The organism is Nonomuraea antri, from assembly GCF_013283785.1.
GTDB classification, from domain to species: domain Bacteria; phylum Actinomycetota; class Actinomycetes; order Streptosporangiales; family Streptosporangiaceae; genus Nonomuraea; species Nonomuraea antri.
The window spans coordinates 1-20,554 of the sequence record NZ_JABCPZ010000150.1 but is presented as its reverse complement, the minus strand read 5'-3'; the positions used below and the strand labels follow the sequence as shown (position 1 = coordinate 20,554).

Below are 20,554 nucleotides of genomic sequence, written 5' to 3'. Positions count from 1 at the left end.
TCTCCCGTTCCGGTCTGTTGCGCGGCCGGGCGGCGGCGATCACTGTGGAGGACATGCCAGGCGTGAGCACGGTGGACGAACTGACCCGCGCCGTCGCGGAGTTCGCCACCGACGAGTACGAGTTGCCGATCGAGGAGCCCGCACTCGAACGGGCCGCCCGCTCGCTGGAGGAGACCGGGCTGCTGCTGCTCGGCGAGCTGCACGGTGTCAGGGAGAACCCGCTGGTCGTCATGCGGTTGATGGACGCGCTCGGGCTGCGCAGCCTGGCGCTGGAGTGGTCGCGGAACCTCGAACCGCACCTGGCCGCCTATCTCGACGGCGGCGGCGGGCTCGACCATCCGCTGTGGTGGACCGGCGACGGCAGGATCACCGCCGGGCACCTGGCCGTGCTCAAGGCGATGAGCCCGGTGAAGGTGACGTTGTTCGACGGCGCCGTCTTCACCGGCGACTGGTCGCAGCGCGACGCGGCCATGGCGCAGCGGGTGCTGGCCGCGCACGAGGAGCCCACGCTGGTCGTCGCGGGCAACGCGCACACGCCGACCTCGGCGTCCGACCTGGGGCTGCCCATGGGCGCCTGCCTGGCCAGCGCGCGGCCGGCGGTGCGGAGCATCACGATCGACTACGGGACGGGCAGCTTCTACAACACCGCCTCGCGCCGGGTCAGGGGCTACTCGGCGGCGGCCGGGCTGCGCGTCGCCGACGGCGACCTGGTCGTGGGGCTGCCCGAGTTCGGTGAGGCGGTCGTCCCGCACATGCCCGTCGAGCTGCTGGAGCAACGGCTCGGGCTGGGCAGCTAGGTAGGCGATACTCAGGCGAGATCGCGCGCGAGCCGTCAAGGTGGTGTCATGCTCGCGATACGCGCACGCCGCCTGTTCGACGGCACGGACCTGCACCACGACCGCGTGGTGACCGTCGAGGACGGCCGGATCTCCGCCGTCACCGGCGAGGTCGCCGGCGCAGGCGACGACGGCGCTGTCGACTTGGGCGACGTGACGGTGTTGCCCGGGCTGATCGACTGCCATGTGCACCTGGCCTTCGACGCCGGTCCCGACCCGGTGGCCGGGCTGGAGCCGCCCGGGCTGATCGACCGGATGCGCGAGGCCGCGCGCGGGCACCTGGCCGCCGGGGTCACCACCGTCCGCGACCTGGGCGACCGTGACTTTCTCGCGCTGCGGCTCGGGCTGGGCGACGAGGGGCCCGAGGTGCTGGCCGCCGGGCCGCCGATCACCACGTCCAAGGGGCACTGCTGGTTCCTGGGCGGGGCGGCGGAAGGCGAGGCCGGCGTGCGCGCGGCGGTGCGGGAACGCGCGGAACGCGGCGCGCACGTGATCAAGATGATGGTGACCGGCGGCGAGATGACCCCAGGCACGCACTCGCACGTGCTCCAGTACAGTGCGGCCGAGCTGAAGGCCGCGGCCGACGAGGCGCACGCGCACGGGCTGCCCATCACCGGGCACGCCAACTGCGGGCAGGGCGTCGCGCACGCGATGGAGGCCGGGTTCGACTCGATCGAGCACTGCTCGTTCTTCACCGAGGACTCGGTCGAGGTCGACTACCCGCTGATCGCGCGGCTGGCCGCCGCCGACGTGGTGGTCTCGCTCACCGCCGGCCTGGCGCCGACGACGACGCCGATGCCGCCGCGGGTCCGGGCCAGGATCCCCGGCATGCTGGAGACGGCGCGGGCGATCTACGCGGCCGGGGTGTCGTTCGTGATCGGCACCGACGCGGGCATCGGCCCGCCCAAGCCGCACGGCGTGCTGCCCTACGGCGCCGAGATGCTGGTCGAGCTGGGATATCACCCCCTCGACGTGCTGCGCGCGATGACCTCGGTGGCCGCCAGGGTGTGCCGGGTGGACGGCCGCAAGGGGGCCGTGGCGCCCGGGTTCGACGCCGACCTGCTGGTCGTCGCGGGCGATCCGGTGGCCGACATGACCGCGTTGCGCCGGCCGGTGGCCGTCTACCGGCGCGGGCGGCTCGTCGCGAGATGACGTCGGCGCGAATGTCGCTGGTTCCCCGTATCTGGGCATAGATCTTGTGCGTCAGCCCATGTGCGCGGCATCCCGTACGCGGGCCTATGGTGTCTGCAGGGGTCGCGGAACCATCGACCGGCCCGGAGCCTTGAGCCCGTCGCGAGGTCGATCTTCCGGTTTCTCGACGAATGCGCCAGGGTTGGGGCCAGTTCAAGCCAACGTGAGGAGATCTGTGGCCAGTCCCGGTGCGATCGACACCCGTGGGAGCGACTTCTCCCAGCTCATCGACAAGATCAACGAGGCCGGCCTGCTCGACCGGCGTCCCGTCTATTACGCGATTCGAGCCGCCATCGCCGTGGCCGCCTACGTCGGCGGCTGGGTGTTGTTCGGCTGGCTGGGCGACTCCTGGTGGCAACTCCTCGTCGCGGCGCTGCTGGCCTTGATCTTCGCCCAGTTCGGGTTCCTCGCCCACGACCTGGGCCACCGGCAGGTCTTCCGCACCAGGCGGCCGAGCGACCTGGTCGGGCTGGCCATGGGCAACCTGGCCATCGGGCTCGGCTGGGGCTGGTGGACCACCAAGCACAACCGCCACCATGCCAACCCGAACCACGAGGACCACGACCCCGACGTCTCGCCCTCGGTCATCGTCTGGTCCACCGAGCAGGTCGAGCGGAGCCGTGGCCTGCCCAGGTTCATCGCCAGGCATCAGGCGTTCTGGTTCTTCCCGCTGCTCACGCTGGAGGCCTGGCACCTGCACGTGGCCAGCTTCAAGGCGATGTTCCAGCCGGGCGCCAAGCGGCGCTGGCCCGAGCTCGGGCTGCTGACCGCGCACTTCGTGCTCTACTTCGGCGCGGTCTTCACCGTGCTGCCGTTCGGCAAGGCGCTGCTGTTCGTGGTCGTGCACCAGGGGCTGTTCGGGCTCTACCTGGGCTGCACGTTCGCGCCCAACCACAAGGGCATGCCCGTGCTCACCGCCGCCGACAAGCTCGACTTCCTCCGCAAGCAGGTGCTGACCTCGCGCAACGTGCGGGGCGGCTGGTTCACCGACATCGCGCTCGGCCAGCTCAACTACCAGATCGAGCATCACCTGTTCCCGAACATGCCCGCGCCCAACCTGCGCAAGGCGCAGCCGATCGTCGAGCGTTACTGCGCGGAGATCGGCGTCAGCTACCTGCAGACCGGGCTGCTCACCTCGTACGGGCAGGCGCTCAGCCACCTGCACGAGGTCGGCGCGGCGCTGCGCCGCCGCCCGCCGGTGCCCGCGCCGGAGCTCTGAACCCCTGCAGATCAGCCGCCGCGAGGGTGGGCCGCGCGCCCGCCCTCGCCGCGCTCACCCCTCCTCGACCTTCCTGCGCAGGGCCTCGCGCCGCTGCTCCAGCTCGGCGATCTGCTCGGCCTGCTGGTCCGCCAGGCTGATCATGGTCGCGGTCTCGAACTGGTCGATCACCCCCTGGTCACGCACCTGGTTGCGCATGTCCTGGTTCTCCGCCTTCAAGCGCTCCAGGTCCGCTTCGACCTGGCGCAGTTCATCCTCGATGCTCATCTCTCCCCACTACCCACGCCCGCCCGTCCGGCACCAACCGGGTGATGAGCCAGAATGAGGGTCATGCGCCGTATCTCCAGGAGCAACGCCCTCTCGATCGCGGTGGTCGGCGCGATGCTGGCCGGCACGCTCGTCACCGGGCTGTTCCGGTCGGACGTGCGGATCAACGCGCTCGACGTGGTGCTCCCGCTCATCGCCTCGGCCGGGGTGCTGCTCAGGCGCAGGTATCCGGTGGCCACGCTGATCCTGGTGAGCGCGGCCGTGGTGATCTACTACCCGTACGCGCGGCTCGACGGGCCGATGATCGTGCTGCCGTTCGTGATGCTCTACACGGCCGCCGACCAGGGTCATCTCATCGCCGCCATCGCCACGGGCGCGTCCACGCTGCTGGTCATGGGGCTGGGCGAGACCACCAGCGACGTCAGGCACGTGGAGGACGGCGTCTTCGTGATGATCGCCGGCTGGGTGGTCGCCGCGGTGGCGGCCGGCGGGGTGACGCGTAACCGGCGGGCGTACATGCAGGAGGCCGAGCAACGCCTGCGCGAGCTGGAGCACAGCCGGGAGGAAGAGGCCAGGCGGCGGGCCGGCGAAGAGCGGCTGCGCATCGCCAGGGAGCTGCACGACGTGCTGGGGCACAACATCTCGATGATCAACGTGCAGGCGTCGGCGGCGCTGCGCGGGATCAGGAAGCGCCCGGAAGACGCCGAGGCGGCGCTGCGCACGATCAAGGACACCAGTAAGGAGACGCTGCGCGAGCTGCGTACCACGCTGGGCGTGCTGCGGCAGGTGGACGAGGCCGCGCCGACCGCCCCGGCCGACAGCCTGGCCAGGGTCGACGCGCTGGTCGCCGCCTCCGGTCTCGACGTGCGGACCGAGCTGTCCGGCCCGCTCGACGAGGTGCCGACCGAGGTCGACCTGGCCGCAACCCGCATCATCAGGGAGGCGCTGACCAACGTCACCCGCCACTCCGGCACGGGCGCGGCCACCGTGTCGGTCGCGAGCGCGTCCGGGGAGATCGAGATCAGGGTGGACGACGACGGCCCCGGCGCCGTCTACACCGAGGGCTCCGGGTTCGGCCTGCAGGGCATGCGCGAGCGCGCGGCCGCGCTGGGCGGCACGCTCGAAGCCGGCCCGCGCCCGGAAGGCGGCTTCCGGGTGCTCGCCCGGCTCCCCCTGGAACCGGTGAAACCTTCATGAACGGAGTTCGATGATCCGCGTACTGCTCGCCGACGACCAGACCCTGGTGCGTGCCGGGTTCCGTTCCATACTGAACGACGAGGACGACCTCGAGGTGGTCGCCGAGGCGGCCAACGGCGCGCAGGCGGTGGCCGGCAGCCGCGAGCACCGCCCCGACGTGGTGCTCATGGACATCCGCATGCCCGAGCTCGACGGTCTGGAGGCCACCCGCCAGATCGCCGGCGACCCCCGGCTGTCCGACGTCAAGGTGATCATCCTGACCACGTTCGACCTGGACGACTATGTCTACGGCGCGCTGCGCTCCGGCGCCAGCGGCTTCCTGGTCAAGGACACCGAGCCGGAGGAGCTGATCCACGCGGTGCGGGTGGTGGCCAGGGGCGACGCGCTGATCTCGCCGTCGGTCACCCGGCGGCTCATCTCCGAGTTCGCCGGCCGGGTCAAGCGCCCCGAGCCCGGGCCGGAGCTGAACGCGCTGACCGAGCGCGAGCGCGAGGTCATGACGCTGGTGGCGGCCGGCCTGTCGAACGACGAGATCGCCGCCCGGCTGGTGCTCAGCCCGGCGACGGCCAAGACGCACGTCAGCCGGATCATGACCAAGCTGGGCGTGCGCGACAGGGCGCAGGTCGTGGTGCTCGCCTACGAGGCCGGGATGGTCACGCCGGGCTGGATTACCTCCTGAGTGGTACGCCGGGCGCGGCCCTGGCTACTACGGAAGTAGGCCAGGTGCATGCCGAGGCATGACGCGGCGGGCGTGACCCCGGCCGGATCCTCTGAGTCATGGAAACCGTGGATCTCGCCCGCCTGCAGTTCGCGCTCACCGCGGGGGCGCACTTCCTGTTCGTCGCGCTGACGCTCGGCCTGGCGACGCTCGTGGCCGTCGTCCAGACCTGGGCCACGATCACCGGCAACCCGGTGCACCTGCGGATGACCCGGTTCTGGGGCCAGCTCTACATCATCAACTACGCCATGGGCATCGTGACCGGCCTGGTGATGGAGTTCCAGCTCGGGCTGACGTGGAGCGGGCTGACGGAGTTCGCCGGCGACGTGTTCGGCGCCTCGCTGGCGATCGAGACGCTGGTGGCGTTCTTCATCGAGTCCACGTTCCTGGGATTGTGGATCTTCGGCTGGAACAAGCTGAACCGGTGGGCGCACCTGTCGCTTATCTGGATCGTCACGCTGACGGCCTACGCCTCGGCGTTCTGGATCCTGATCTCCAACGGATTCCTGCAGAACCCGGTCGGCTACGCGCTGGAGGGCGGCCGGATGCGGCTGACCGACTTCGGCGCGATGGTGGCCAACCCAGCGGCGCAGGTGGCCTTCGGGCACGTGCTCGGCGGCGGGCTGGTCGTGGGCGGCTTCTTCCTGGCCGGGGTGAGCGCCTACCACCTGCGTAAGCGCACCGCCGAGCAGGACCTGTTCCGCAAGTCGCTGCGGATCGGGATCGCGGTGGCGCTGCCCGCCACGCTGTTCACGGCCACGTTCGGCGGGCTCGGGTTCGAGACCATGCAGCCCACCAAGGCCGCGGCCTGGAGCGGGGCGCCCGAGCAGCTGGCCGAGGCGCAGGCCCAGATGGTGGCGGCGCACGGGCCGGGCGACTACCTGCCGCCGGTGGGGCTGGTGCAGGGCTCGGGCATGACCATGATGATCCTCTTCGCGGTGATGTTCTTCTTCGCCATGGCGAGCTTCGTGCTGATGCTGATCCGGCCGGTGGTGCGCGGGTTCAGGCTGTGGCACTGGCTGCTGACCGCGATGATCCCGGTGCCGTTCATCACCATGATCGCCGGGTGGGTCTTCCGTGAGATGGGCCGTCAGCCGTGGGCCGTCTACGGGCTGCTGAAGACCGAGGACGCGATGTCGCCGCTCACCCACACCCAGATGGTCTTCTCCTTCAGCGCGTTCAGCGCCGTGTTCGCGGTGCTCGTCGCGATCAACTACTGGCTGCTGGCCAGGCAGGCCAGGCGCGGCCCCGGCGCGGTGGCCCTGGGCGACCGGCCGATCGACGCCCCCGCTCTCGTCCCGACCTTCTAGGAGCCCCTGTCATGGAGATCTTCGTTCTGGCCTTCTTCGGGCTCGGCTACCTCGTGCTGGCCGGAGCCGACATCGGGGTCGGCATGCTGCTGCCGTACCTGGGGCGCACCGGCGGGGAGCGGCGCGAGGTGATCGCCGCCATCGCGCCCTTCTTCCTGGGCAACGAGGTGTGGCTGGTGGCCACGGCCGGCGTGCTGGCCGGGCTCTTCCCGGCTCTGGAGGGCGAGCTGCTGCACGGCAACTTCACCGCGGTCGTGACGTTGCTGGTCGCCTGGGTGGTGCGGGACATGGGGCTGTGGCTGCGCGGGCGGCTGCCCGGGCCGCGCTGGCAGGCGTTCTGGGACGGCGCGATCGTGGCCGGGAGCTGGGGGCTCGCGCTCAGCCTCGGCGGGGTGATCGGTTACGTGCTGATCGGCATCGACGGGCCGATCGGGCTGCTGCCCGCGCTGACCGTGGCGGCGCTGTTCGGCACGCACGGGCTGGCCTTCGCCGCGCTGCGGCTGCGCGGGGTGCTGCGGGAGCGGGCGTCGGTGTTGTCCGGCGGCGCCGGCGAGGTGCGGACGTACGCGCTGACCGCGGCGGCGCTGGCGACGGTGGGCGTCGTGGTGGGCCTGCGGTTGCCGCTGACGCCGGGGACCACCGGGCCGATGCTCGCGCCGGTCATCCTGGTGATGATCCCGTTCCTGGTGGCGGCGCAGGCGTGGGTGTGGTGGACGTTCCGCCACCGGGTCACCGGACCTTCCTACCTGTGACCCGGCGGCGGACGTCGACCGGGTCAGAACAGGGGCGCGCCGTCCCGGGTGAGCTTCCAGTTGGACGCGGCGAAGTCGGCCGGGTCGATCGTGCCCTTGGCGGTGGCGTACTCGATGAGCGCCTGCCGGATCTCCACCTGCGCGTTGTACAGCACCGGGGCCGTGCTGACGTGCGGGAAGCCGCCGCCGCCCGACTGGCGGTAGTTGTTGACCGCGACCACGAACTCCTGGCCCGCCGCCACCGGGGCGCCGTCATAGGTCAGGTTCGCGATGCGCTGTCCGACCGGCTTGGCCACGTCGATGTCGTAGGAGATGCCGGAGAACTGGTCGTAGTTGTAGTCCGGGGTGTTGCCGGCGTTGGTCAGCTTGGCGACGTCCACCGGGGCGCCGGGGGCGAGCTGGTTGAAGTACTTGGCCGAGTACTCCAGGTAGTCCTTGAGCTGGGCGCCGGTCAGCTTGACCGCCATCAGCGTGTTGTCGTAGACGTACAGGCCGGCCACGTCGCGCACCCGCACGTCACCGGCGGGGAAGACGGCGGTGCGGCTGAACGGCGCGGCGATCGAGATCACCGGCAGCGTGTTGCCCGGCAGCGCCTGCTTGACGGTGTCGACCTGGACCCGCTGGATGTAGTCGAGGATCGCCGTGTCCTTGTACGGCGACTCGGCGGCCGACAGCTCCTGCGCCGACTTGGCCACGACCTTGTTCACGTACCCGACCGTGGTGTCGTGCTGCGGCTTCAGCAGCTCGACGATCTTCGGGTCCTCCTCGACCGTGTTCGTGTTGAGCGTGGTCGAGGACTTGCCGGTGACGACCCACTTGCCGCGCTGCTTGGTGAGCTGGAAGTCCAGCTTGGACAGGCGCTGGCCCCACTTGCCCGGCTCGGTCAGCAGCACCTGCTGGCCGGTGACCTTGTTCGTCACGAACTTCTGCGCGACCTCGTTGTGCGCGTGGCCGAACAGCACCGCGTCGATGCCCGGCACCTGCTCGGCCACCAGCGCGGAGGCGTTCTCGATCGGCAGGTCGCCGCCGTAGGAGGACATGCCGTTGTCGCCCGCGTGCGCGGTCACCACGACGACGTCCGCGCCCATGCCGCGGATGACCGGCACCCACTTCCTGGCCGACTCCACCAGGTCGGTGAAGCGCAGCTTGCCCTCGACGTTGGCCTTGTCCCAGATGGCCACGCCCGGGTTGGTCAGGCCGAGCACGCCCACCTTGATCGGCTTCTCGCCCTTGACCTTCATGGTCTTGATGACGAACGGCTGGTAGGCGGGCCGCCCGGTGCCTTCGTGGACCGCGTTCGCGCCGAGCACCGGGGCCTTCATCTGCCGGACCCAGGTGGCCAGCAGCGGCAGGCCGTAGTTGAACTCGTGGTTGCCGAGGGTCACGGCGTCGTACCCGATGGCGTTCATGGCCTTGGCCATCGGGTGGGTCTCGCCGGTCTCGGTGATCGGCTCCACCTTGGCGTAGTAGTACGCCAGCGGGGTGCCCTGGATCGTGTCGCCCGAGTCGAACAGCAGCGTGCGCTCGGCGCCCACCTCCGACCTGATCTGGTTGACCAGCGAGGAGACCTTGGCCAGGCCGACGACGTTGCCCGCCTTGTCGGAGTAGGCGGCGTCCTTGAAGTAGTCCCAGTTGAGGACATTGCTGTGCAGGTCCGACGTGCCCATGACGGTGACGGTGACGCTCTTGCCGGCGTCGGTCGCGGCATTGCCGGCGTACGCGGGAGGCACCGCCAGGGCCAGCGCGGTCAGCGCGACGGCCCCGGGCAGGGCGAGCTTCTTGGTGTGCATGGGGCTGGAGCGTAATTGGGACAAATCACCCGTTGGTTACGACTCCACGTGGCCGCTGTCGAGCTCGGAGTACCGGCTGCCGGGGATCGCGGGCATCAGAGGTTGCCTCCGCCCGTCGCGTCGAGGGTGGTGCCGGTGACGAAGCCCGCGCCCGGCGAGACGGCGAACGCGACCACGTCCGCGATCTCCTCGGCCCTGCCGACGCGGTTGACCGCGTGCCTGCTCGCCGCGTACGCCTCGGCCTCGGGGTCGCCGCGCAGCCAGCCCGCGTTGACGTCGGTGTCGATGATGCCGGGGGCCACGTTGTTCACCGTGATGCCGCGCGGGCCCAGCTCCTTGGCCAGGGCCAGCGTGAACGTCTGCACCGCGCCCTTGGTCATCGCGTAGGCGATGCCCTCCGGGAAGGCGATCCTGGTCGCGCCCGAGGTGATGTTCACGATCCGGCCGTGGTCGGGGATCAGCGGCAGCAGCCGCTGGGTGAGGAAGAACAGGCCGCGCACGTTCACCGCGAAGACCCGCTCGAACGCCTCGGCGCTCTCCTGGCCGATCGGCCCGGACGAGCCGATGCCCGCGTTGTTCACCAGCGCGTCGAGCGTGCCTGTCTCGCGTGCCACCCGGTCGGCCAGCGCGCCCACCTCGGCGGGCACGCCCAGGTCGGCCCGCACCGCGAACGCCTGGCCGCCGCCGGCCTCGATCAGCCGTACGACCTCCTTGGCCGCGGCCTCGTCCCTGGCGTAGTTCACCACCACGCGGAAGCCGTCGCGGGCCAGCCGCAGCGCGATGGCGCGGCCGATCCCCCTGCTCGCACCCGTGACAAGGGCAGTCTTCATCGCTCGACACCTTTCTTTAGCGATCGATACAGAAACCATAACATAGCGATCGCTATAGAATGTGGGCATGGCGAGACAGCGAAGCTTCGACAGGGACACGGCGCTGGAGAGCGCGCTGCGGGCGTTCTGGCGGCACGGCTACGAGGCGACCTCGATCGCCGAGCTCACCCACGTCATGGGCATCAGACCGCCGAGCCTGTACGCGGCCTTCGGCGACAAACGCTGCCTGTTCGAGGAGGCCGTGCAGCGCTACCAGGAGACCCACGGCGCCTTCACCACGATCGCGCTGGCCGAGGAGCCGACCGGGCGCCGGGCCATCGAGCGGGTGCTGCGCGAGGCCGCCGAGGTGTACGCCGACCCCGGGCACCCGCCCGGCTGCCTGATCATCTCCGCCGCGGTCAACTGCGGCCCGGAGTCGGCCGACGTCGAGGCGCTGCTGCGCGGGTTCAGAACCGCCGCCAAGGCCGCGCTCAAGCGGCGCATCGACGACGACCTGGCCGCCGGGCTGATCCCGGCCGGCACCGACACCGAGGCGCTGGCGACCTACTTCGCCGCGGTCATCCAGGGCATGTCCGCCCAGTCACGCGACGGCGCCCCGCGCGAGTCGCTGGCCGCCGTCGCCGCCCTGGCCATGTCCGCCTGGCCGGCAACCGAGGATCACTGAGCCTTGACCGAGGCGTCCTCCGGCGGGACCTGCGGCGGCGAGGCCCGCAGCCAGCGGCAGCCGTGCGGCTCCATCGGCAGGCACACCACGCCCGACTCCGAGATCTCCAGCGTGCCGTCCAGCAGCAGGTCGGTGAGCAGGCACCGCTCCAGGCCGGTCAGCGTGAGCTCAACGTCCTGCGCGGTGTCGCAGAGGTTGTGCGCCACCACGACCGTCGCGCCGTCGGCGTCGCAGCGGTGCGCGAACACCGCCGGATGGCCGGTGTCCAGGACCTCGTAGTCGCCCCACGCCAGTTCGGGGCACTCGCGGTAGCGCTCGATCAGCAACTGGAACCAGCGCAGCAGCGAGTCCGTGTCGCGCTTCTGGTCCGCCACGTTCACCCGGTCGGGCGCGAAGGAGCCCTCGGGGATCTCCCGCACCGGCTCGGCCAGGCTGAACCCGCCGTCCTCCGACCACTGCATGGGGATGCGGACGGCCAGCCGCCCCTCCGCCTCGAGGTTCTCCCCCAGGCCGATCTCCTCGCCGTAGAAGATCACCGGGGTGCCCGGCAGGGAGAACATCAGGCTGTAGGCCATCTTGATGCGCCGCAGGTCGCCGCCGAACATGGTGGGCAGCCGGCGGCGCAGGCCGCGCCCGAAGATCTGCATGTCCTCGCGCGGGCCGAAGACGCGGAAGACCTCCTGCCGCTCGTCCTCGGTGAGCTTGTCGAGGGTCAGCTCGTCGTGGTTGCGCAGGAACATGGCCCACTGGCAGTCCTTGGGCGGCTGCGGACGCTCTCGTAAGGCCTTGGCCAGCGGTTCGGCCTCGCTGCGCGCCAGCGAGAGCCAGGCGTACTGCATGCCGATGAAGTCGAAGCACATGGTGATCTGGTCGCCCAGGCCGTCGCCGAAGTAGTCGATCAGCTCCTCGTACGGCACGTTCACCTCGCCGAGCAGGATCGAGCCGCCCTTGCGCCTGGTCATGAACGCCCGCAGGTCGGCCAGGAACTCGTGCGGGCTGGCCAGCTTCGGCTGCACGTTCTGAATGAGGAACGGCACCGCGTCCACCCGGAAGCCCGACAGCCCGAGCTCCATCCAGAAGCCGAGAATCCGGGCGATCTCGTCCTTGACCTCCGGGTTGCCCACGTTCAGGTCGGGCTGGTGCCGGTAGAAGCTGTGCAGGAAGTACTGGCCGCTCTGCTCGTCGTACTCCCAGATGCTGTTCTCCTTGTCGGGGAACACCACCTGCTTGGGATCGTCGGGCTCGGGGGTGTCGGACCAGACGTACCAGTCGCGCATCGGCGAGTCCTTGGACGAGCGGGACTCGACGAACCACGGATGCTGGTCGGAGGTGTGGTTGACGACCAGGTCCGCGATCACCCGCAGGCCCCGGTCGTGCGCGGTGCGCATGAACTCCACGAAGTCGCCCAGCGTGCCCAGCCTGGGGTCCACGCTGTAGAAGTCGGTGACGTCGTAGCCGTCGTCGCGGTTGGGCGTGGGGAAGAACGGCATCAGCCACAGGCAGGTCACGCCCAGCCCGGCCAGGTAGTCGATCTGCTGCGTCAACCCGCGGAAGTCGCCGACGCCGTCGTTGTTGCCGTCCTTGAAGGTCTCCACGTCCAGGCAGTAGACGACGGCGTTCTTCCACCAGATGTCACTGGTATAGGTCAGTCGCATGGCGCGGCTGCTACCCGCGATCGCGAGGCTCACTCACGGCCGGGGCGGCGCGGCGTTCACGACAGCCGGCGGATCGCGTTCTCGACCAGCCGCCAGAACTGCTCGACGTCCAGGCCGGTGGCCACGTGCGCGTTCGGCGGCCGCTTCAGCTTGTCGATCAGGTCGACGCTGGTCGCGCCCGCGGTCTCGGCGCCGTGCAGCTCGACGTCGATCCTGGTGCGCACGGTCGTGACCAGCCCGGGCTGCGCGACCAGCGCCACCGCGACCGGGTCGTGCAGCGGGCCTTCCGGCATGCCCTGGTCGGCCTCGTAGGTGGCGTTGAAGAAGTTCAGCAGCTCCACGCCGAACGCCGCGGTCTTGTTGCCGATGGCGTCGATGCGGGTGATCACGTCCGGCGTGACGAGCGCCTGGTGGGTGACGTTCAGCCCGACCATGGTGAACGGCAGGCCACCGGCCAGCACGATCGACGCCGCCTCCGGGTCGCACCAGGCGTTGAACTCCGCGTACGGCGTGACGTTGCCGCGCCCGGTCGACCCGCCCATCCAGACGATCTCCCTGATCCCGGGCAGCCGGTCGGGGTAGGCCCGGACGAACAGCGCGAGGTTCGTCAGCGGCCCGGTGGCGACGATCGTGACGGGCTCGGCGGAGTCGTCGATCGTGTCCCTGATCAGGTCGATCGCCGGGCGCCGGTCCGCCGCGACGACCGGCTCGGGCAGGACGGGCCCGCCCAGCGCGTTCGCGCCGTGGATCCAGTCGGCCGGGGCGAGCGTCCGCACCAGCGGCGCGCCGGCCCCCGCCGAGATCGGCACCCCGGCGATGCCGGCCAGCTCGGTCACCACGCGGGCGTTGTAGGTGGTGTGCTCGAGCCGGCCGTTGCCGCCGACGGTGGTGATCGCCCGCAGGTCGAGGGCCGGGTGCCCGGCGGCCAGCCAGATGGCGAAGACGTCGTCGTGTCCCGGGTCGCAGTCGAGGATCACCGGAGTGGGCACCTGGACCTCCTGTGCGGATTCGTCTCCTTTCGATGCTATCCACGGGGGTCCGAACGAGCTCAGAGCAGGGTGCCGCCGCTGACCTCGAACCTGGCCAGCGCCTCGTCGATCCTGGCCAGGGTGTCGGGGTGCAGGGTGATGTCGGCGGCGGCCAGGTTCTCCGCGATGTGGGCGGGCGTGCGGCTGCCGGGGATGGCGGTCACGTGCTCGTCCTGGTGCAGCAGCCAGGCCAGGGCGAGCTGGGCGGGGCTGATGCCGAGGTGGGTGGCCAGGTCCCTGATGGGGGCGAACCGGTCGTTGTTGCCGGCCAGGTTCTCCGCGGAGAAGCGGGGGGCGTTGTGCCGGAAGTCGTCCGTGCCGAGCGACTGCACGGTGCCGGTCAGGAAGCCGGTGCCCAGCGGGCTCCAGGCCACGATGCCGACGCCCAGCTCGCGGGCCGCCGCGACCAGCTCGGGGTCCGCCGGACGCCACATCGACCATTCGTTCTGCACCGCCGCCACCGGGTGCACCGCGTGTGCGGCGCGCAGCTGGGCGGCGTTCACGTTGGACAGGCCGATGTGCTTGACCAGGCCGTCCTTGACCAGCTCGGCCAGCGCGCCGACGGTCTCCTCGACCGGCACGCCGGGGTCCGGGTAGTGCAGGTAGTACAGGTCGATCACGTCGGTGTCCAGGTTGCGCAGGCTGCGCTCGGCGTAGCCGCGCACCAGGCCGGGGGTGGCGTTCACGCGCAGCTCGCCGAACTTGAACCCGACCGGGATCGGCCTGCTCGCCTCGCCCTCCGGGATCGCCAGGCCGAACTTGGTCGCCAGCACCACCTCGTCACGCCGGCCCTTGACCGCCCGGCCGACCAGGCGCTCGTTGTGCCCGTCCGGGCCGTAGGCGTCACTGGTGTCCACGTGGGTGGCGCCGGCGTCCAGCGCCGCCCTGATCGCGTTCTCGCCGCGGGCGTCGTCGATCTCGCCGTACATGCCGGGCGACAGCACCATGGCGCCGAAGCCGATGGCGGGGACCCGCAGGTTTCCGAGTTCACGTGTCTTCATGACTCTGATCTTGGGGGACGGCCGGGTGCGGCGTCCAAGACCCACTGCTATAACCATCGGTTATGGACGTGCACCTGCGCGAGCTGCGCTACTTCGTCGCGGTGGCCGAGGAGCTGAACGTGACCAGGGCGGCCGAGCGGTTGTTCGTCTCGCAACCGGCGCTGTCCAAGCAGCTCAGGGCGCTGGAGCGGCAACTCGGCTTCACCCTGTTCGAGCGGGTGCCCGCCGGGGTGACCTTGACCAGGCAGGGCGAGACGCTGCTGCCGGTCGCCCGCGACCTGCTCGCCCGCTGGACCGCCGGGCTGGAGACGGCCAGGGCCGCCGTGCCGACAGGCACGCTGGTCATCGGCATGCAGACGGCCGTCGGCCGGGGGCTGCAGCAGGAGGCGCTGCGCGGGTTCCGCGCGGAGATGCCCGGCTGGGAGGTGTCGCTGCGGCTGGTCGGCTGGGACGATCCAAGCGGCGGCCTGGCCGACGGCTCCTCCGACGTGGCGTTCATCTGGCTGCCGGTGCCGCCTGGGCTGGAGACGTACGTGCTGGCCACCGAGCGCAGGGGCGTGGCGATGCCGGCCGACCACCCGCTCGCCGAGCTGGCCGAGATCCCGTTCGAGGCGCTGCGCGGCGAGCCGTTCATCGCGCTGCCCTTCGCGGCCGGGCCGCTGCGTGACTTCTGGCTGGCCAGGGACGCCCGCACGGACGATCCGGTGATCGGGGTGACCGCGAACACGCCTGAGGAGGTGTTCGAGGCGGTGATCAGCGGGCTCGGCGTGGTGCTGGTGGCCGAGGGCAACGCGACGCTGTACAAGCGGCCGGGCATGACCTACCGGCCGGTCACCGGACTACCACCCGGACAACTCGCCATCGCCTGGCGAGAAGGCGATATAAGCCCACAAGTCACGGCATTTGTCGACGCGCTCCGACACGTGGCCACTAAGGTCTGACCATGAACGACTACGCGGTCACCTTCAACCTGATCGACGCCGACAACGACGGCCGGATCTCCGCCGTCGAGCTCGCCCGCCTGATGGAGGTGCTGGGCCAGCCCTGCACCCTGGAAGCCGCGCAGGAGGGCGTGCGCAGGCTGGACAAGGACGGCGACGGCCTCATCGACGTGACGGAGTTCGGGGCGTTCCTCCAGAAGTGAGCGCCTTTCTCCGGATCTGACAAAACCAAGCACTTGCTACACAAACTTCTGTCGCCTGGGTCACAATAGGCGACAGGAGGGACGATGGTCATCAAGTGTGACACCGGCGACACCCGTACACCCGCGGACCTCGTAAAGACGCTCAGGCCGGGCATCGGCCCCCTGTCCGCCGAGGTGATCGAGGAGATCCAGACCAGGATCCCGGAGTACGCCCGGCCATCGGACGAGCTGTACATCAAGGTCGTGAAGATGGCGGTCGAGCAGGCCATCGAAGGCTTTCTCGACCACATCGAGAACCCGTGCGCGCCCTGGGACCCCGAGCCCTTCCGCATGATCGGCAAGGGCGAGGCCGCGGAAGGCCGCAACCTGGAGCCGCTGCAGACGGCCATGCGGCTGGGCGCCCGGGTGGGCTGGCGGCGGCTGACCGAGATCGCCGACCCGCTCGGCCTGTCCCCGCAGCTGCTCTACGACCTGGGCGAGGCCATCTTCGTCTACCTCGACCAGCTCGCCGACGCCGCCGCCCAGGGCTTCGAAGAGGCCAGGGCACGCGCGGCGGGCGAGATGGAACGCCGTCGCTCCCGGCTGCTCGACCTGCTGCTCAGCCAGCCGCCCGCGGGCGCGGAGGCGATCGCCGACGTCGCCAAGGCGGCCGGCTGGCGGCTGCCCAGAACCGTGGCCTGCGTCGCGCTCGACGACCAGCACGGCGCCTACCGCTCCCCCGCGCTGCCGCCCGACGTGCTCGCCGGGTTCGACCGGCCCGCGCCGTGCCTGCTGGTGCCCGACCCGAACGGGCCCGGCCAGGCCCAGATGCTCGACACCGCCTTACGCGGCCGCCGCGCGGCCGTCGGCCCGGCCGTGCCGCTGGCCGCGGCGCACACGTCGCTGCGGTGGGCGTGCGAGGCGCTGGAGCTGTCGCGGCGCGGTGTGCTGCCGCGCGGCCCGCTGCGCTGCGCCGACCACATGGCGACCCTGGTGGTGTTCAAGGACGAGGAGCTGGTCGGCGCGCTGGCCGAGGTGCGGCTCGCGCCACTGGCGCACCTGCGCCCCACCCAGCAGGACCGGCTGGCCGAGACCCTGCTGGCCTGGCTGCGGCACGGCAGGGGCGCCGGCGAGGTGGCCGCCAGGCTGCACGTGCACCCGCAGACCGTGCGTTACCGGCTGCGCCAGCTCGAAGAGCTGTACGGCGACCAGCTCGCCGACCCCGACATCCGCTTCGAGCTGGAGATCGTGCTGCGCGCCAGGCAGGCCGTCATCGGCGGAAGAGCCTGAGCCTGTCCTCGCCGACGCGCTCGCGCAACGCGTGGTCCTCGATGCCGAGATCCTCGGCCGGGGCCAGGGCGAGCACGCCGACCTTGCCGACGTGCCGGTTGAGCTGGACGTCCCTGGCCGCCTGCCCCGTCTCCTCCAGCGGGTAGACCGCCGAGAGCGTGGGATGGATCATGCCGAGCGAGATGAGCCTGTTCACCTCGTGGCATTCCTGGTAGTTCGCGCCGTGTGAGCCGATGATGCGCTTGAGCTTCATCCACAGGTGCCTGTTGTCGTACTCGTGGGCGTAGCCGGACGACGACCCGCACGTCACCACCGCGCCGCCGCGCCTGGCCACGTAGACCGACGCGCCGAAGGTGTCCCTGCCGGTGTGCTCGAACACGATCGCCGGATCCTCGCCCACCTGCCGCCTGACCTCGGCGCCCAGCCGGCGCCAGGCCTTCTCGTCGCTCAGGTCGTCGAACTGCGTACGGTCGATCACGTGCGCGCAGCCCATCGCGCGCAGCAGCTCGGCCTTCTCCGCCGAGCTGACCACGCCGACCGGGATGCCACCGCCGTTGCGCACGAGCTGCGTGCCGTACGCGCCCAGCCCGCCCGTCGCGCCCCACAGCAGCACCACGTCGCCCTGCTTCATCCGCGCGCCGCGCTCGCCGACCAGCATCCGGTACGCCGTGGCCGCGCACAACATGTTGCACGCGGCCTCCTCCCAGCTCAGATGCGCCGGCTTGGCCAGCAACTGGGTCGACTTGACCACGGCGAAGTCGGCCAGGCCGCCGAAGTTCGTCTCGAAACCCCAGGCCCGCAGGTCGGCGGCGAGCATGCCGTCGTGCTGCGCGATCGGGTCCTCGCCGTCGATGTAGGCGGGGCTGGTCACCACCCGGTCGCCGACGCGCCAGTGCCGCACCGCCGCGCCGGTCCTGACCACCACCCCGGACGCGTCCGAGCCGAGCACGTGCGTGGGCAGGTCGTGGCGCGGGTCGGTACGGCCGAGCCGCTCCAGGAACGCGAACGTCGGTATCGGCTCGAACATGGCCGACCAGACCGTGTTGAAGTTGATCGCGCTGGCCATCACCGCGATCAGCACCTCGTCCGGGGCCAGCTCCGGCATCGGCACCTGGCCGACGTGCAGGGTGCGGCGCACGTCCCGGTCCTCGTCGGACTCGGCGAAGCCGCCCACCTCGTCCTTGCGGATGTAGGCGGCCCGGTAGGTCGAGGGCACGTCCAGGCGTTCCAGCTCCGCGGGTTCCGCGCCTGCCACCACGGCCTGTGCCAGCGTCATAGCAGTCCTTTCAGGTGCTCGGCGATGACCTCGATGTGCGGGGGGTCGAGCAGGTTGAGATGGTGCGAACCGGGCACCTCGACGATCTCCAGGTTCGCGCTGTACGGGGTGAAGCCCCTGGCCGGGTCGTCCTCGTGGGCGTAGCGGGCGTCGGACACGGCCCAGGGGGTGGGCTCGGTCGAGCGGTAGAGCACCACCCGGCCGCCGTACGGGCCCGGCCGGTAGCGCTCGATCGCCCGGGTGTCCTCGTGCGAGGTGATCTGGTGCCGGAGTATCGCCGGGCTCAGCATGCCCAGCACGCCCGACTCCGCGATGCGCGCCTCGGCCAGCGCGAGCTGCCGCTGCTCGTCCAGGTCCAGCAGCTCGTCCAGGTCCAGGCGGACGGGCACGCCGTACGTCTCGCGCAGATATCCGGCGAAGTCGACGTAACGCCCGGCGTGGATGGCCCGCCTGTCGTCGTCGCCGACCTGGGCGGGCAGCCCCGAGTCGATCATCGCCACCAGCTCGACCTCGTCGCCCAGCCGGCGGGCGATCTCGAAGGCCAGCAGGCCGCCGAACGACCAGCCGCCCAGCCGGTACGGGCCAGGGCCCGTCGCCGCGACGGCCTCGGCGTACCTGGCGGCCCGCTCCGGTATGCCCAAGGTCTCCGCCTCCTCCAGGCGCTCCAGACCGAGGACCGGCACGTCGAGCCTGGCCGCGAGCAGCGCGTACACGCCGGTGGTGCCGCCCGCCGGGTGCGCGAGGAACAGCGGCGCGCCGCTCCTGCCCGGCGTCAGCGGACGGACGACGCCGCGTTCCGCCGCCGACTCGTCGGCCTGCCTGATGGCGTCGGCCAGCTCGGCGACCGTCGGGTCCGCGGCCTGCACCCGGCTGCCCGTCTCGCGTTCGAGCAGGTCCAGGGCCATGGGCAGGAGCCGGGGGTCGATCCGCTCGGTGACCGAGGGCGGCCTGCCGAGCAGGCCGGTCAGCACCCTGGCCACCTGGCGTTCCGCCGCGTCACGCGGGCCGATCACCAGCGCCGGACGCTCGGCCCCCTCGACGCCCAGGGCCGCCGCGACCGCCTCGGCCAGCTCGCCCAGCGTGCCGCCCTTGAGCAGCGGCCCGGTCGGGACGGTGACGCCGAAGTCGTACTCGACCGTGCCGCGCAGCCGGGTGGCGGCCAGGGAGTCCAGGCCCAGGTCGGTGAGCACGCTGCCCTCGTCCAGCCAGACCGGGTCCAGGCCGAGCACGGCCGCGGCCCGGTCCCTGACCTGCGCGGTCAGCGCGGCCATGGCCGCGTCCGGCGGGAGCGCGGCCAGGTCGGGCAGGCTTTCCCCGGCCGGCTCCGCCACCTCGGCGAAGAACGGGATGCGGCCGATCGCCGGGAACAGCCGCACCGCCTGGGCCGGGTCCAGCCTGATCACGCCTGCCGACAGGTCGCGCTGGATCAGGGCTTCGAGTGCTTCCACGCCCTCGTCCTGGGTGAGCGGGCGCATGGCGGGCAGCGGGGTCGCGCCCGTCCAGGCGCCCCAGCCGATCGCGGTCGCGGGCAGGCCCAGCGACCTGCGGTGGGCGCAGAGCGCGTCGAGCCAGGCGTTGGCGGTGGCGTAGGCGGCCTGACCGGGCGAGCCGAGCAGCGCGGCGGCCGAGGAGAAGGCGACCCACCAGTCGAGGTCCAGGTGCCTGGTGGCCTCGTGCAGGCGCAGCGCGCCGGTGACCTTGGCGGCCCAGACCCGCTCCAGGCTGTCGCGGTCGAGGTCGGCGATCAGGCGGTCGTCCAGGACGCCGGCCGCGTGGATCACGCCGCGCAACCTGACCCCGTCCGCCGTGGCCGCGGCCACCAGGCGTTCCGCGGTGCCCGGGGCCGACAGGTCGCCGGTGATCACCTCGGTGACGGGGCCGGGCGGGGCGGCGGGTCTGCGGGCGTTCAGTATCACGCGGGTGGCGCCGCGCTCGGCCAGCCACCGGGCGGCGATCAGGCCCAGCCGTCCCGAGCCGCCGGTGATCACGTACGCGCCGGGGCCCGCCACCTGGGTGGTTCGAGCGGGCGGGAGCTCGGTGCGGCGCAGGCGGGCGACGTAGCGGGTGCCCGCCCGCCAGGCGACCTCGTCCTCCCTGGTGTCCTCGTTCGTCAGCTCGGTGGCCAGGTCGCGCAGGTCGTCGTGGTCGACCAGGCGTGCTCTGGCCTCCGGGTGCTCGAACGCCAGCACCCTGACCAGCGCACGCAGCGCGGCCGGGCCCGGGTCGGCGGGGTCCTGCGGGAGCACGGGCTGGGCGCGCTCGGTGGCGATCGTGAGCCTGCCGGGCCGCCCGGCCAGTTCGGCGGCCCGGAGGACGACCCGCTGGGCGGCCTCGGGGGTGAGGTCTCTGGGGACGAGCAGCACCACCTGCTCCGCCGCGCCGGTGCTCTCGGGGGGCGCGGGCTGTC

At 71.4% G+C, this 20,554-nt stretch carries 19 protein-coding genes; 11 read left to right on the top strand and 8 right to left on the bottom strand.

Annotated features, from left to right (window positions below; genetic code table 11):
- Nucleotides 1-53 precede the first annotated feature (53 nt).
- The 3 genes from HII36_RS36310 to HII36_RS36300 all read left to right on the top strand — a co-directional run bounded on the left by HII36_RS36310 (nucleotide 54) and on the right by HII36_RS36300 (nucleotide 3,246).
- Nucleotides 54-797 (top strand): type 1 periplasmic-binding domain-containing protein, encoded by a 744-nt coding sequence (locus HII36_RS36310; RefSeq protein WP_173527849.1) that lies wholly within the window; start codon nucleotides 54-56, stop codon nucleotides 795-797.
- A 48-nt stretch (nucleotides 798-845) separates the two neighbouring features.
- On the top strand, nucleotides 846-1,988 hold the full coding sequence (locus HII36_RS36305) for an amidohydrolase family protein (protein WP_173527848.1): 1,143 nt from the start codon (nucleotides 846-848) through the stop codon (nucleotides 1,986-1,988).
- A gap of 214 nt (nucleotides 1,989-2,202) precedes the next feature.
- Nucleotides 2,203-3,246 (top strand): fatty acid desaturase family protein, encoded by a 1,044-nt coding sequence (locus HII36_RS36300; protein ID WP_328808044.1) that lies wholly within the window; start codon nucleotides 2,203-2,205, stop codon nucleotides 3,244-3,246.
- 54 nt (nucleotides 3,247-3,300) lie between these two features.
- Here the strand turns inward: HII36_RS36300 and HII36_RS36295 are convergent, their stop codons facing one another.
- A complete protein-coding gene (locus HII36_RS36295) occupies nucleotides 3,301-3,513 on the bottom strand; it encodes a hypothetical protein (RefSeq protein ID WP_173527847.1) in 213 nt (70 codons plus the stop codon).
- A gap of 63 nt (nucleotides 3,514-3,576) precedes the next feature.
- Between HII36_RS36295 and HII36_RS36290 the strand changes: the two genes are divergently transcribed.
- The 4 genes from HII36_RS36290 to HII36_RS36275 all read left to right on the top strand — a co-directional run bounded on the left by HII36_RS36290 (nucleotide 3,577) and on the right by HII36_RS36275 (nucleotide 7,490).
- The gene (locus tag HII36_RS36290; protein ID WP_173527846.1) at nucleotides 3,577-4,710 is read left to right on the top strand and encodes a sensor histidine kinase; all 1,134 of its coding nucleotides are present in this window, start codon (nucleotides 3,577-3,579) and stop codon (nucleotides 4,708-4,710) included.
- 10 nt (nucleotides 4,711-4,720) lie between these two features.
- Nucleotides 4,721-5,389, top strand: coding sequence for a response regulator (locus HII36_RS36285; RefSeq protein WP_173527845.1), 669 nt, complete (start codon nucleotides 4,721-4,723; stop codon nucleotides 5,387-5,389).
- 98 nt (nucleotides 5,390-5,487) lie between these two features.
- Nucleotides 5,488-6,738 carry a cytochrome ubiquinol oxidase subunit I gene (locus tag HII36_RS36280; RefSeq protein ID WP_173527844.1) on the top strand — a complete coding sequence of 417 codons (1,251 nt, stop codon included), beginning with the start codon at nucleotides 5,488-5,490 and terminating at the stop codon, nucleotides 6,736-6,738.
- An 11-nt stretch (nucleotides 6,739-6,749) separates the two neighbouring features.
- Nucleotides 6,750-7,490, top strand: coding sequence for a cytochrome d ubiquinol oxidase subunit II (locus HII36_RS36275; RefSeq protein WP_173527843.1), 741 nt, complete (start codon nucleotides 6,750-6,752; stop codon nucleotides 7,488-7,490).
- 23 nt (nucleotides 7,491-7,513) lie between these two features.
- On the opposite strand, the gene HII36_RS36270 is transcribed toward HII36_RS36275, so the two are convergent.
- Both HII36_RS36270 and HII36_RS36265 read right to left on the bottom strand, forming a co-directional pair.
- On the bottom strand, nucleotides 7,514-9,280 hold the full coding sequence (locus tag HII36_RS36270) for a bifunctional metallophosphatase/5'-nucleotidase (protein ID WP_173527842.1): 1,767 nt from the start codon (nucleotides 9,278-9,280) through the stop codon (nucleotides 7,514-7,516).
- Nucleotides 9,281-9,375: 95 nt separating this feature from the next.
- Nucleotides 9,376-10,110 (bottom strand): SDR family NAD(P)-dependent oxidoreductase, encoded by a 735-nt coding sequence (locus HII36_RS36265; RefSeq protein ID WP_236004229.1) that lies wholly within the window; start codon nucleotides 10,108-10,110, stop codon nucleotides 9,376-9,378.
- Between the two features lie 67 nt (nucleotides 10,111-10,177).
- Between HII36_RS36265 and HII36_RS36260 the strand changes: the two genes are divergently transcribed.
- Nucleotides 10,178-10,774 (top strand): TetR/AcrR family transcriptional regulator, encoded by a 597-nt coding sequence (locus tag HII36_RS36260; protein ID WP_173527840.1) that lies wholly within the window; start codon nucleotides 10,178-10,180, stop codon nucleotides 10,772-10,774.
- Here the strand turns inward: HII36_RS36260 and HII36_RS36255 are convergent.
- Genes HII36_RS36255 through HII36_RS36245 form a run of 3 tightly spaced genes read right to left on the bottom strand, consistent with a single transcriptional unit; the run spans nucleotide 10,768 to nucleotide 14,458 of the window.
- Nucleotides 10,768-12,429, bottom strand: coding sequence for an alpha-amylase family protein (locus HII36_RS36255; RefSeq protein ID WP_173527839.1), 1,662 nt, complete (start codon nucleotides 12,427-12,429; stop codon nucleotides 10,768-10,770). The genes HII36_RS36260 and HII36_RS36255 overlap by 7 nt on opposite strands.
- A gap of 56 nt (nucleotides 12,430-12,485) precedes the next feature.
- A complete protein-coding gene (locus HII36_RS36250; RefSeq protein ID WP_173527838.1) occupies nucleotides 12,486-13,418 on the bottom strand; it encodes a nucleoside hydrolase in 933 nt (310 codons plus the stop codon).
- Nucleotides 13,419-13,477: 59 nt separating this feature from the next.
- On the bottom strand, nucleotides 13,478-14,458 hold the full coding sequence (locus tag HII36_RS36245) for an aldo/keto reductase (protein WP_236004228.1): 981 nt from the start codon (nucleotides 14,456-14,458) through the stop codon (nucleotides 13,478-13,480).
- Nucleotides 14,459-14,520: 62 nt separating this feature from the next.
- Here HII36_RS36245 and HII36_RS36240 point away from each other — a divergent pair, with 62 nt between their 5' ends.
- From HII36_RS36240 to HII36_RS36230, 3 genes are all read left to right on the top strand, one after another.
- Nucleotides 14,521-15,399 carry a LysR family transcriptional regulator gene (locus tag HII36_RS36240; protein WP_173527837.1) on the top strand — a complete coding sequence of 293 codons (879 nt, stop codon included), beginning with the start codon at nucleotides 14,521-14,523 and terminating at the stop codon, nucleotides 15,397-15,399.
- Between the two features lie 2 nt (nucleotides 15,400-15,401).
- On the top strand, nucleotides 15,402-15,602 hold the full coding sequence (locus HII36_RS36235) for an EF-hand domain-containing protein (protein WP_173527836.1): 201 nt from the start codon (nucleotides 15,402-15,404) through the stop codon (nucleotides 15,600-15,602).
- An 84-nt stretch (nucleotides 15,603-15,686) separates the two neighbouring features.
- Nucleotides 15,687-16,871, top strand: a complete 1,185-nt coding sequence (locus HII36_RS36230) for a helix-turn-helix domain-containing protein (protein WP_217370412.1) — start codon at nucleotides 15,687-15,689, stop codon at nucleotides 16,869-16,871.
- Here the strand turns inward: HII36_RS36230 and ccrA are convergent.
- Nucleotides 16,852-18,147, bottom strand: coding sequence for a crotonyl-CoA carboxylase/reductase (ccrA, locus tag HII36_RS36225; protein WP_173527835.1), 1,296 nt, complete (start codon nucleotides 18,145-18,147; stop codon nucleotides 16,852-16,854). The two genes, HII36_RS36230 and ccrA, sit on opposite strands and share 20 nt — an antisense overlap.
- Nucleotides 18,144-20,554 (bottom strand): SDR family oxidoreductase (locus HII36_RS36220; protein WP_173527834.1); only part of this gene is annotated, 2,411 nt, incomplete at its 5' end. The genes ccrA and HII36_RS36220, both read right to left, overlap by 4 nt.